We start from the raw sequence: 13,441 nt of genomic DNA on the forward strand, positions 1-13,441 counted from the left end.
CCTCCTCAAATACTAGTTACTTTCGTTTATTATTTTTATTTTATTTAATTATTTTTTTGGTCTCTTTGTACCATACTTCGAACGACCTTGCATACGGCCATCAACACCAGCTGTATCCAATGCCCCACGAACGATATGATAACGAACCCCAGGTAAATCTTTTACACGACCACCACGAATAAGAACAACACTATGTTCTTGTAAATTGTGGCCAATACCAGGGATATAAGCCGTAACTTCAATTAAGTTTGACAAACGAACACGAGCATACTTACGTAATGCTGAGTTAGGCTTTTTAGGTGTCATTGTACCGACACGAGTAGCAACCCCACGTTTTTGTGGTGCAGAGTTGTTAGTTTGCACTTTCTTGAAACTGTTGTACCCAAAGTTTAAAGCTGGGGCATTAGATTTTGAACCTTTAGATTTACGACCCTTACGAACTAATTGGTTGATTGTTGGCATCTAAAGCTTCCTCCTTCCTTATTCCTAAAATAAATTAAGCACACACATCCAGGAGTTTCTTTTTTTGATTTAAAAAAAGAACGTCCCGTGTACGTTGAAATTTGTGCTAACCTTGTTCACAGCCAGCACGTTCTTAATCTTATACATTAAGAGAACTGTTCACATAAAGCACCTTTAACAGACTACCATAAATAAACTATTAAAGTCAATACCCATTTAAATTTTTCTTAGGCGTAATTTTATTAAAATATTCTACTCTTCTAGCGTATTTATATAGTAAGAAAGTGAGGTTTTTAATTTATGTTCGTTTACTATCTTTTGATTTTTATCCTAGGAAGTACTTGGTCTTCTTTTGCTTGTTGTTTTGCCTATCGCTACCAACATAACATTTCAATTATCCAACCTCATTCACGTTGTGATAATTGTCTTAAGTCCCTGAAACTCTGGCAATTAATCCCCATTTTAGGCTACTGTATTCAAAAAGGACATTGCTTTTATTGTCATGCAAAAATCCCCTGTCTAAGTGTAATCATTGAACTGTGCTTTAGTGGTTACTTAACTATTATTTGTGCTACTTACCCTATTGAAAAAACTTTTGTACTATTAGCACTTTGTTGTTGGACTTTACTTCTTATCTTAACCGATTTCTTTACTAAAACTGTCCCTACTTATTTTCTAATATCTGGTGGCTTTCTAATTTGTATTCTTAATTTTCAAAGGATACTAATTACTCTTCGTTTAAATTTGCTTTTTATGCTTTTTTTCAGTTCTATTCTAGTTTTACTTTCTTTTTTACGTATGCTAGGAAGTGGCGATACAATATTCCTAATTTTTCTTGGTTTTATCTACGGATTCATTCCTATGTTAATTGTAGTTATCATTAGTTGTCTATTTGCTCTTTGTTACTTTTTTGTTTGTAAATTTCAAAAATCAATTGCATTTTTACCTTTTATAGGTATCTCTCTTTTTCTTGTTCTATTCTTTATACACTGATAAAAATACAAAATGCCCGCTATCGTTAGTTTTTTTCTAACAGTAGCGAGCATTTTAAAATTCTAGTATTTATTTATTATCGTTTGTTGTTAAATTTCCATTTATGTTTAGTGTTTTTGCAACATCTGAGATTGAATACACACTTTTTGAAACAGAAACAACTTCATCAGGTTCAATATCACGATATTTCTTCATTCCTGTACCTGCAGGTATAATTTTCCCGATGATGACATTTTCTTTCAAACCAATCAATGGGTCATTCTTACCACGAATAGCAGCATCTGTTAAGACACGTGTTGTTTCTTGGAATGATGCGGCTGATAAGAAACTGTTTGTTTCCAATGATGCTTTAGTTATTCCAAGTAAAACTGGGCGTGCAGTAGCAGGAACATTCCCTTTAATTACTGTATCAGTATTTCGATCTTTGAAATCACTGATGTCCATTAATGTACCTGGCAATAAATCAGTATCACCCGGATCCATAACCCGAACTTTTCGTAACATCTGACGTGCCATAACTTCAATATGTTTATCAGAGATTTCTACCCCTTGCATACGATAAACTTTTTGCACTTCACGTAAAATGTAATTTTCAGTTGATAATACATCACGAACTAAAATTAATTCCTTAGGATCAACTGAACCTACAGTTAATGGATTACCTCGATGGACTGAATCACCTTCTTTTACTTTCAAAACTGAAGTAAATGGTAAATTGTATGTCCTAGTATCTGTTTCACCTTTAACTGTAATTTCTTTTGTTCTTTCTGCTGGGTTTTCCTCAATAGACTCAATGACCCCTGTTACTTCAGTAATCTGTGCACGACCTTTAGGATTACGTGCCTCAAAGATTTCTTGAACACGAGGAAGACCTTGAGTGATATCGTCACCGGCAACCCCACCAGTATGGAAAGTACGCATTGTTAACTGAGTACCAGGTTCACCAATTGACTGCGCTGCGACAGTACCTACAGCTTCACCAACTTCAACTTCATCACCTGTAGCCATATTGCGTCCATAACAATGTTCACATACACCATGACGTGTATTACATGTAAATGCAGAACGAATTGTAACTAATTGCACATCTGCATCAATAATCATCTTAGCATGTTCTTCATCAATCATAGTATTGATAGGTACAATTACTTCACCGGTTTCTGGATTCTTTACCGTCTTCATTGTATACCGACCTAAAATTCGATCATATAACGGTTCAATCATCTCATTACCTTCACGAATAGCTGTAACATCAAGTCCACGATCAGTACCACAATCTTTTTCACGGATAATAACATCTTGCGCAACATCAACTAAACGACGGGTTAAGTATCCAGAATCGGCAGTTTTCAAAGCTGTATCCGTCATACCTTTACGGGCACCGTGTGTTGAAATAAACATCTCTAACACAGATAAGCCTTCACGGAAGTTAGCTATAACTGGTAATTCCATTGTCTTACCGTTAGGAGCAGCCATCAAGCCACGCATTCCCGCTAACTGCGTAAAGTTCGAAATGTTACCACGGGCACCTGAATCACTCATCATTTGAATAGGATTAGATGCATCCATATTTTCAACTAATTTATCTTGAATATCATCTTTAGCTTTGTTCCAAATTGCAATAACCCTGTTGTAGCGTTCGTCTTCAGTTATTAAGCCACGACGGAATTGTTTAGCAACAGTGGCTACTTCTTTATGAGCTTGCTCAACAATCGCTGGTTTTTCCTTCAAATCAGTAACATCAGCAATTCCAACTGTTAGGCCAGATTTAGTTGATTCATAGTAACCTAAGTCTTTCATACGATCAAGCAATTCTGCTGTGGCCGTAACCTTATATTCTTTATAAACCTGTGCAATGATATCTGATAAGAAACTTGATTTAAACGGTCCAATTAATGGAGTCTCAGCTAAATAAGCATGAATATCTTGACCTGGTTCCAAGAAATATTTATCCGGTATTTTACCTGTTAAATTAGCACTTGTAGGCTCATTTAAATAAGGGAAGTCATCTGGTAGGATTTCATTAAATACCGCCTTACCAACAGTTGTTACTAAAATACGATCCTTTTGCCAATCAGTAAACGGCTTGCCATCTTTAGCTAAAGAAGATACTTGCAACCCAATACGTGTATGCAAATGAACATAGTTATTTTGATAGGCCGTTCTTACTTCATTTACATCCTTGAAGATCATTCCTTCGCCTTCACGATTTGCTTCTTCAATTGTGATGTAGTAATTCCCAATTGTCATATCTTGAGATGGTGAAATGATTGGTTTACCGTCTTTTGGTGCCAAAATATGATGCGCTGCTAACATTAGCAACCTTGCTTCAGCTTGCGCTTCGGCTGATAAAGGTACGTGGATAGCCATTTGATCGCCATCAAAGTCAGCATTATAAGCTTCACAGGCTAGTGGATGTAACCGCATTGCTTTGCCATCAACTAATGTTGGTTCAAAAGCTTGGATCCCTAAACGGTGTAATGTAGGTGCACGGTTTAATAATACTGGGTGTTCTTTAATAACATCTTCTAAGACATCCCAAATATCATCATCCCGACGATCAATTTTACGTTTAGCATTCTTGATGTTAGATGCCATTTCACGTTTAACTAATTCTTTCATCATAAATGGCTTGAACAATTCAAGTGCCATTTCGTGAGGAATACCCATTTGGCTAAGTTTTAATTTAGGCCCAACATCAATAACTGAACGTCCAGAATAATCAACACGTTTACCTAATAAGTTTTGACGGAAACGGCCTTGCTTACCCTTTAGCATATGCGAAAGAGATTTCAACGGACGATTACCTGGTCCAACAACAGGACGACCACGACGACCATTATCAATCAAAGCATCAACAGCTTCTTGCAACATCCGCTTTTCGTTTTGAACAATAATCCCCGGGGCATGCAAATCTAATAATCGTTGTAAACGATTATTACGATTAATTACTCGGCGATATAAGTCATTCAAATCTGATGTTGCAAAACGTCCGCCTTCAAGCTGAACCATTGGCCGTAAATCTGGTGGAATAACAGGGACTGCATCCATAACCATCCAAGCAGGATCATTACCCGACTTCAAAAAGGCCTCTAATATATCTAAGCGTCTTACCGCGCGTGTTCTTTTTTGTCCGGTTGCTTCTTTTAATTCTTCTTTAAGTTCTTCGCATTCTTTGTTTAAATCAACATCATTTAACAATGTACGAATAGCTTCAGCACCCATTGCTGCTTTAAATTTACCTGGATACTCGTCACTCTTTTCACGATATTCTCGCTCAGTCATTAACTGTTTCTTTTCAAGTGGTGTATCTCCAGGATCTGTAACTACATAAGAAGCAAAGTAAATAACTTCTTCTAAAGCTCGTGGGCTCATGTCTAAAACAAGTCCCATACGACTAGGAATACCCTTGAAGTACCAAATATGCGTCACTGGGGCAGCTAATTCGATATGTGCCATACGTTCACGACGAACCTTAGAACGTGTAACTTCGACATGACATTTATCACAAATTAAACCTTTATAACGTATTCTTTTGTACCTACCACAGGCACATTCCCAATCTTTTGTAGGCCCAAAAATTCTTTCATCAAATAAACCATCTTTTTCTGGTTTCAACGTACGGTAGTTGATAGTTTCTGGTTTTCTAACTTCACCATAAGACCAACTGCGAATCTTATCTGATGAAGCTAATCCAATCTGCATACTATCGAATTTATTGACATCGATCAAAGGACCGACCTCCCTTTCGAATTAATCGCTTATCGTTTAGTGTCTAATTTAATTTTCGATTTTTGTTTCCGGCTTAGATGTTGCCTTTTCAATCTTACTTAAATCATAAACTTTGTTGTTTTTACTGTCATTGTCTTCTTCGTCTTCATCTTCTCGATCACGAAGTTCAATTTCTTGTTTATCAGTATCAAGAACCTTCATATCTAATCCTAATGCTTGTAATTCTTTAACTAACACACGGAAAGATTCTGGCACACCAGGTTGTGGTATCTGTTCACCCTTGACAATGGCTTCATAAGTTTTAACACGACCAACAACATCATCTGATTTGTAGGTTAAGATTTCTTGTAAAGTATACGCAGCACCATAGGCTTCAAGTGCCCAAACTTCCATTTCACCAAAACGTTGTCCACCAAATTGAGCTTTACCACCAAGTGGTTGTTGTGTGACTAACGAGTATGGCCCAATCGAGCGGGCATGTATCTTATCATCAACCATATGTGCAAGTTTCATGTAATACATAACACCAACCGCTATCCGGTTATCAAATGCATCACCTGTACGTCCATCATATAAGACTGTCTTACCATCACTTGGCAAACCTGCTTCTTTTAACGCACCCCAGATATCTTCATCTCGCGCACCATCAAAAACAGGTGAGGCAACGTGAATACCTAATTTACGTGCAGCCATTCCTAAGTGTAAGTCCAAAACTTGTCCAATATTCATACGTGAAGGCACACCCATTGGTGAAAGCATGATATCAATTGGTGTTCCATCAGGCATAAATGGCATATCTTCTTCCGGAATAACAACGGAAACAGTCCCTTTGTTACCGTGACGACCAGCCATCTTATCGCCTACTTGTAACTTACGTTTTTGAGCAATATATACACGAACCATTTGGTTAACACCAGGTGACAATTCATCACCTGCTTCACGCGTGAAAATCTTAACATCTTGCACTATACCGCCACCGCCATGTGGAACGCGGAGTGATGTATCACGTACTTCACGGGCTTTTTCACCAAAAATAGCATGTAACAAACGTTCTTCAGCTGATAATTCAGTCATACCTTTTGGTGTTACTTTACCGACTAAGATATCGCCATCTTTAACTTCAGCACCAATACGAATAATTCCGAATTCATCAAGATTCTTTAATGCATCTTCACCAACATTAGGAATTTCACGAGTCATTTCTTCAGGCCCAAGTTTTGTATCACGTGCTTCTGATTCATGTTCTTCAATATGAATTGATGTATAAACATCTTCTTTAACTAAACGTTCATTAATAGCGATCGCATCTTCAAAGTTATAGCCATCCCATGTCATGAAAGCAATTAATGGGTTTTGACCTAAAGCCATCTCACCTTGTTCCATTGATGGACCATCTGCTAGAACTTCATCTACATCAACATGGTCGCCAACACGGACAATTGGTGTTTGATTGTAGTTTTTACCACCATTAGAACGACGGAACTTCATTAGTTTATACTTATCTAAAGCACCATCTTCACGTCTAACTCGAATTTCACAAGCATCCACGTATTCAACTGTCCCAGCAAAATCAGATATTAAAGCATCACCTGAGTCATGAGCTGCCTTATATTCAATCCCAGTACCCACAAGAGGTGCATGTGGCTGAATTAAAGGAACAGCTTGCCGTTGCATATTCGCTCCCATTAAGGCGCGGTTTGAATCATCATTTTCCAAGAAAGGAATACATGCCGTAGCAACAGCAACTACTTGTTTAGGTGAGACATCCATATAATCGACTTTATCAATCGAAACTTCAATATTTTCATCTTTATGACGAGCCATAACAACATTGTCAACAAATGAGCCATCATCATTTAATGGAGAGTTAGCTTGCGCAACAATGTAGTTATCTTCTTCATCAGCTGTCAAATAATCAATTTTATCTGTTACTTTATGTGTATCCCATGAGACACGACGATATGGAGATTCAACGAACCCATATCTGTTAACTCTAGCATATGATGACAAACTATTAATCAATCCAATGTTAGGTCCTTCAGGTGTTTCGATTGGACACATACGTCCATAGTGCGTATAGTGCACATCACGAACTTCATATCCTGCACGATCACGCGTCAAACCACCAGGCCCTAAGGCAGACAATCTTCTTTTATGAGTTAATTCACCCAATGGGTTAGTTTGATCCATAAATTGAGATAATTGCGAACTACCGAAGAATTCTTTAATTGAAGCAACAACCGGACGAATATTAATCAATTGTTGTGGTGTAACTGTTGCTGAATCTTGAATTGACATTCGTTCACGAACGACACGTTCCATTCTTGACAAACCAATTCTGAATTGATTTTGCAACAACTCACCCACAGAGCGAATTCGACGATTACCTAAGTGATCAATATCATCAGTTGCGCCTAAACCTTCTTGTAAATTAAAGAAATAATTCATTGAAGCTAAGATATCAGCAGGTGTAATATGCTTGAAATCAATGCTAATATTTCCATTGCCAATCACGTTAACTTCACGTTCAGGCTCAACTTGTGAATAAACTTTAATTATTTGTAAGGTCATTGGTTCTTGCACAACGCCGTCTGAAGAAGGCGTAAATGTTACCATTTTAAAATCTTCACGTGCTAAGTAAGGTGCTAATTTTTCGATAACACGTTTATCAATAACATCACCTTTATTAATCAAAATCTCACCTGTATCAGGATCGGCTAATGTTTCAGCTATACGTTGATTAAGTAACCGTGTCTTTAAATCTAACTTTTTATTTATTTTGTAACGTCCAACAGGTGCTAAATCATAGCGCTTAGGATCAAAGAAACGCGCTGTTAATAAACTACGTGATGAATCAGCAGTCTTAGGTTCGCCTGGGCGTAGACGTTCATAAATATCTTTTAATGATTCCTCGACTCTTGAATCATCCATGTTTTTGTGAACATCTTTTTCAAGAGTTAAGTTCAAACTGTCATTCTCTGTCCCTAAAATCTGAACAATCTCACTGTCTGAACCATAGCCCAAAGCACGAACTAATTCAGTTAAAGGAATTTTACGCGTACGATCAATGCGGACATAAGCAATGTTTTTTGCATCTGTTTCATACTCTAACCATGCACCTCGGTTAGGAATAACCGTTGCACCATAGTTTTCACGACCATTTTTATCCAATTCAGAATTAAAATAAACACCAGGTGAACGTACTAATTGAGAAACAATAACACGTTCTGCCCCGTTTATAATAAAAGTTCCTTGTCTTGTCATCAATGGGAAGTCCCCAAAGAAAACATCTTGTGATTTAATCTCATCTGTTTCATGATTAATTAAGCGCAAAGTAACATGCAGTGGTGCAGAGTAGTTTGCATCATGTTCGCGTGCTTCATCAACTTTGTATTTGGGATCTAATAATTGATAATCGACAAATTCAAGTGATAAGTTTCCTGCAAAATCATCAATCGGCATAATATCATCAAACATTTCTCTCAAGCCTTCATTTAAGAACCACTTATAAGAATCTGTCTGAATTTCAATTAAGTTAGGTAAGTCAAGAACTTCTTTAATCCGCGAATAACTTCTACGTACTCGATGCTTACCATATTTTACTAAATGTCCTGCCAAGTTGTTCACCTCTCAAAATATTCTGTGAATCTTTCTATTACGAAAAATTACATTTATATTACAAATAAAAAAATATAGTTAATTTCAATGAATTTTGGCAAAAAAAAACCAAAAACAGAGTCAGTTGAACTAGTTCTAACGTCACTATTTTTGCTTCTTCATCGTCTATCATGGACAATATATCACAATAGACATGTAAATTCACAGTTTTTGTATCCATAAATTATAACAACAATCCAAATAATTGTCAATATCATATAGATATATATTAAAATCTTTCTTACTTAACTGTTTGCTTTTGTTTGCTGCTATTTTCTTTGATTGATAACGAAATTTTTCCTTTTTTTGCACCTATTGTTACGGTTGCACCTTGCGCAATTTGCCCCATTAGCAATGCATCACTTAATTTATCTTCTACTTCACTTTGCAATGCTCTACGAATTGGACGTGCACCATATTCAGGATCAAACCCAATTTTCGCAACCGCATCAACTGCAGCTGGGGTTATTCGCAACTTGACATCTCTATCTTGAAGACGAGAGATAATCTTTTTCGTCATCTTTTTGACAATTTCATGTAGTTGTAGTTTATCTAAGGAATGGAAAATGACAACTTCATCAATCCTATTTAAGAATTCGGGTTTGAAACTCTTTTTTAATGACTCTCTGATTTTGGCCGACATAGCTGCATACTCATTAGCCTGTGTGGAAACTCCAAAGCCCACTGACTTTTCATCACGTAATGCAGTAGCGCCTAAATTAGATGTCATTATAATAATAGTATTTCTAAAATCGACTTTTCTTCCTTTTGAATCAGTTAGATACCCATCATCCAAAACTTGAAGCAATATATTAAATACATCCGGATGAGCTTTCTCCACTTCATCAAGTAAAACGACTGAGTATGGTTTGTTACGTACTTTTTCAGTTAGTTGCCCACCTTCATCATAACCAATATATCCTGGAGGTGAACCTATTAACCTACTAGTTGAGTATTTTTCCATGTATTCACTCATATCAACACGAATCATTGAATCTTCAGAGCCAAACATTGCTTCGGCTAATGTCTTTGCAAGTTCTGTTTTGCCAACACCAGTTGGTCCAAGAAACATAAATGAACCAATAGGACGTGTTGGATCACTTAAACCACTTCGTGCCCGTCTAATAGCTTTTGCCACAACACTAATAGCTTCCTCTTGCCCGACAACTCTTTCATGCAATATCTTTTCAAGACTAATTAAACGTTCGCTCTCACTTTTAGTCATTTGTGTCACAGGTACACCCGTCCACTCAGCAACAACTTCAGCTACATCTTCAGATTCAACACGAACTTTAAAGTTTAATGTCTCCTCGACGTTTCTCTCTTTTTCACGCAAATTAGTTACTTTACTACGTATCTTTAATTCTTTGTTTCTTAATTTAGCAGCTTCTTCAAATTGCTCAGATACCAAAGCTTCCTCTTTAGCTTCAACAATTTCTTGTAATTTGTTTTCTTCTTGTGAGATCTTATTTTTCTTTTCAGAATTAGCAATATGAACCCGCGCTGCTGATTCATCCATTAAATCAATTGCTTTATCTGGTAAAAAGCGATTAGTAATATAGCGACTACTAAAATCAACTGCTGCTATTAAAGCTGCATCTGTAATTTTGACTCTATGATGTTTTTCATAACGAGATCGTAACCCACGTAAAATTTCAAGTGTTACCTCTTTTGTAGGTTCGCTAACATTAACACGCGCAAATCTTCTTTCTAAGGCGGCATCTGTTTCAATATACTTTTGATATTCATCTAAAGTAGTTGCACCAACAACTTGAACTTCACCGCGTGCTAATGCTGGTTTTAAAATATTAGAAGCATCGATAGCACCTTCTGCGCCGCCTGCACCAATTAATGTATGCAGCTCATCAATAAATAAAATAACATTACCATCTTTATATATCTCATCAAGTACCTTTTTCAAGCGGTCTTCAAATTCACCACGATACTTAGTTCCAGCCACGAGTGAACCCATATCAAGCATCATAACACGTTTATTAACTAGATTTTCAGGTACATTTCCATCAACAACATATTGCGCTAAGCCTTCTGCAACAGCCGTTTTCCCAACGCCAGGTTCACCTAACAAGACTGGATTATTTTTTGTACGCCGACTTAAAACTTGAATAACACGTCTAATTTCAGTTTCTCGTCCTACAACAGGATCAACTTCTTGACTACGTACCATCGCTGTTAAATCACGTGCTAATTCATCAAGAGTTGGTGTGCCTGCTACCTTTTTTTTGCTAGCGTTAACTGCATTCCTATTTCCTTTACGTATTTGTGCAGTGTTTATTCCTAATTGATGATAAATAGATTGCCGTAATGTTCTAATATCAACATTTAAGCCTGCCAAAATACGAGAAGAAATAATTGTTTCATCACCTAAAAGGGCTAGTAAAATATGCTCTGTTCCAACTTTGGTTGTACTAAGCACACTCGCCTCATATTTAGCGCGTTCTAAAACCGCTTTCGCCTTTGGTGAATAGGGCAAATAGTTATCTGGGGCTTGGCGTTTTAGCGTTCCATAACCTGTTAAACGTTCAATTTCTTCACGAACATCAGTTGACGTAACCATCGCTTTTTGTAAAGCTCTACTAGCAACACCATTTTCTTCTAAGACTAAAGCTAATAATAAATGTTCCGTACCAATCGCTTGATGCTTAAAATAATTTGCCTGTTCTTGAGCAATTATCAAAACACGGTTTGCACTAGAAGTATATAATTCATCCATTCTAACCCCTTCTTTCTATATTTAATAAACTACATCATCAATCAGCACATCTCAAGCGTTCCAAAATATTGATTAATATGCGAGCACGAACTGCATCTTCAAGTTTTTTCTCTGAGAACGCTAAAGTACCACGATCAATCGTCGTTAAAATCAAATTAGCTTCCTTCTGAGTTAAAAGTTTTTCTTCATACAAACTTTGAACAACTTGAAATCCTCTTGTCGCACTAATGCTACTTCCTATATAGGCCGTTAATTCATCTAAAATATCTGTATCATCAATTAAATTTATTTTTGCTATTCTAATATAACCACCACCACCACGTTTACTTTGGACAATATATCCATTAGGAATAGTAAATCGTGTTTTGATTACATAATTAATCTGAGAAGGCACACAATTGAAATGCTCCGCAACTTCAGAACGTTTAATCTCGATTTGCTGTGAATCTGCTAAAATATCCTTTAGGTAATGCTCAATAATATCAGAAATATTGCGATTCTGCATAGAAATCCATCCTTATATTGTTTGACTAATATTGACTTTCATTATAAACGTAAAACCAGTGAAAAAGCAAAAAATTAGTCTGCTTACCTAGTAGTTAAAATAAAATAGTAGGCATCAGTTTAAAACCGTATGCCCACCATATAAATATTTTAATCGGGAAAACAAGATTTGAACTTGCGACCCCCACGTCCCGAACGTGGTGCTCTACCAAGCTGAGCTACTTCCCGTTTCTCAAAAAAACTATATTACAATTACTTTTTTAGTATACACCATTTGCTATTTCATTAACACTTATATTAAACGATTTTTTTAAGTATTTTTTCAAAAATAAAGGAATTAAAGAGACAATTATCTAGAGAATATTAACAGTACAAACAGGATAATCTCAATTTAAATTATCTAGCTCATGAATTAAGTGTCTCTTGTTTCTTTGGACACATATTCTTGTATCAACTAGCAGACAAAAATAGCCCAAGACTCTCGTCCTAGACTATTTTAAATACAGTGTACTTTATAAATCGGGAAGACAGGATTCGAACCTGCGACCCCCTGGTCCCAAACCAGGTGCTCTACCAAGCTGAGCTACTTCCCGATGAATGCACCCAGTAGGAGTCGAACCTACAACCTTCTGATTCGTAGTCAGACACTCTATCCAGTTGCGCTATGGGTGCATAAATAAAAAAAACAAAATGCCGAGGACCGGAATCGAACCGGTACGGTGATCACTCACCGCAGGATTTTAAGTCCTGTGCGTCTGCCAGTTCCGCCACCCCGGCATAATGTAAGAGCGGAAGACGGGATTCGAACCCGCGACCCCCACCTTGGCAAGGTGATGTTCTACCACTGAACTACTTCCGCATATGCCGGCTAGACGACTCGAACGCCCGACCCCCTGATTACAAATCAGATGCTCTACCAACTGAGCTAAGCCGGCAAAAGTTACTTCAATATATTAGTTATGTATGAGTCGTGACAGGCTCGAACTGTCGACCCTCTGATTAAAAGTCAGATGCTCTACCAACTGAGCTAACGACTCATTGAAATGGAGGATACAGGGCTCGAACCTGTGACCCTCTGCTTGTAAGGCAGACGCTCTCCCAACTGAGCTAATCCTCCATTGTGCACGGCAACGTCCTACCCTCGCAGGAGGCGATCCTCCAACTACTCTCAGCGCTATGAAGCTTAACTTCTGTGTTCGGAATGGGAACAGGTGTAGCCTTCATGCCATCATCACCGCACTATTTTTCTAAGAGAACTTATTCTCTCAAAACTAGATATATTCTTTTCTTTTATTTAAAAACCAAAAACTCACGTTTTTGTACTTGGTTAAGTCCTCGACCGATTAGTAATGGTCCGCTTCA

The 13,441-nt window shown here is 37.2% G+C and carries 5 protein-coding genes, 8 tRNA genes, 1 rRNA gene and 1 pseudogene; 1 reads left to right on the forward strand and 14 read right to left on the reverse strand.

All coding sequences use genetic code 11. The features are described 5' to 3' along the window. Positions 1–48 precede the first annotated feature (48 nt). Complete coding sequence (gene rpsL / locus LB941_RS06080) at positions 49–462, reverse strand: 30S ribosomal protein S12 (RefSeq protein WP_253360368.1); 414 nt, start codon at positions 460–462, stop codon at positions 49–51. A gap of 300 nt (positions 463–762) precedes the next feature. Between rpsL and LB941_RS12590 the strand changes: the two genes are divergently transcribed. After that, on the forward strand, positions 763–1,455 hold the full coding sequence (locus LB941_RS12590; protein WP_425270506.1) for a prepilin peptidase: 693 nt from the start codon (positions 763–765) through the stop codon (positions 1,453–1,455). A gap of 69 nt (positions 1,456–1,524) precedes the next feature. On the opposite strand, the gene rpoC is transcribed toward LB941_RS12590, so the two are convergent. The 13 genes and pseudogenes from rpoC to rrf form a co-directional block, all read right to left on the reverse strand. Then, positions 1,525–5,187: a DNA-directed RNA polymerase subunit beta' gene (gene rpoC / locus LB941_RS06085; RefSeq protein WP_253360370.1), complete on the reverse strand. Its 3,663-nt coding sequence runs from the start codon at positions 5,185–5,187 to the stop codon at positions 1,525–1,527. A gap of 138 nt (positions 5,188–5,325) precedes the next feature. Next, positions 5,326–8,814: pseudogene (rpoB, locus tag LB941_RS06090) on the reverse strand (DNA-directed RNA polymerase subunit beta); the annotation flags it as partial. A 271-nt stretch (positions 8,815–9,085) separates the two neighbouring features. Then, complete coding sequence (locus tag LB941_RS06095; protein ID WP_253360374.1) at positions 9,086–11,575, reverse strand: ATP-dependent Clp protease ATP-binding subunit; 2,490 nt, start codon at positions 11,573–11,575, stop codon at positions 9,086–9,088. A gap of 37 nt (positions 11,576–11,612) precedes the next feature. After that, complete coding sequence (locus LB941_RS06100) at positions 11,613–12,080, reverse strand: CtsR family transcriptional regulator (RefSeq protein ID WP_253360376.1); 468 nt, start codon at positions 12,078–12,080, stop codon at positions 11,613–11,615. A 153-nt stretch (positions 12,081–12,233) separates the two neighbouring features. Then, a tRNA-Pro gene (locus tag LB941_RS06105) sits at positions 12,234–12,307 on the reverse strand. Between the two features lie 291 nt (positions 12,308–12,598). Further along, a tRNA-Pro gene (locus LB941_RS06110) sits at positions 12,599–12,672 on the reverse strand. A 5-nt stretch (positions 12,673–12,677) separates the two neighbouring features. After that, positions 12,678–12,751 (reverse strand) — tRNA-Arg (locus tag LB941_RS06115). A 19-nt stretch (positions 12,752–12,770) separates the two neighbouring features. Next, positions 12,771–12,856 (reverse strand) — tRNA-Leu (locus LB941_RS06120). Between the two features lie 10 nt (positions 12,857–12,866). Further along, positions 12,867–12,938 (reverse strand) — tRNA-Gly (locus LB941_RS06125). Positions 12,939–12,941: 3 nt separating this feature from the next. Beyond that, positions 12,942–13,014: transfer RNA gene (locus LB941_RS06130), tRNA-Thr, on the reverse strand. Positions 13,015–13,043: 29 nt separating this feature from the next. Next, a tRNA-Lys gene (locus tag LB941_RS06135) sits at positions 13,044–13,116 on the reverse strand. Between the two features lie 7 nt (positions 13,117–13,123). Beyond that, positions 13,124–13,196 (reverse strand) — tRNA-Val (locus tag LB941_RS06140). A gap of 5 nt (positions 13,197–13,201) precedes the next feature. After that, a 5S ribosomal RNA gene (gene rrf, locus LB941_RS06145) occupies positions 13,202–13,318 on the reverse strand. Positions 13,319–13,441: the final 123 nt, after the last annotated feature.

It is taken from the genome of Ligilactobacillus ubinensis (genome assembly GCF_024160875.1).
Taxonomy (GTDB): domain Bacteria; phylum Bacillota; class Bacilli; order Lactobacillales; family Lactobacillaceae; genus Ligilactobacillus; species Ligilactobacillus ubinensis.

Coding starts and splice junctions, on each gene's coding strand:
- rpsL (WP_253360368.1), bottom strand. CDS start 462: ATGCCAACAATCAACCAATTAGTTCGTAAGGGTCGTAAATCTAAAGGT.
- LB941_RS12590 (WP_425270506.1), top strand. CDS start 763: ATGTTCGTTTACTATCTTTTGATTTTTATCCTAGGAAGTACTTGGTCT.
- LB941_RS06095 (WP_253360374.1), bottom strand. CDS start 11,575: ATGGATGAATTATATACTTCTAGTGCAAACCGTGTTTTGATAATTGCT.
- LB941_RS06100 (WP_253360376.1), bottom strand. CDS start 12,080: ATGCAGAATCGCAATATTTCTGATATTATTGAGCATTACCTAAAGGAT.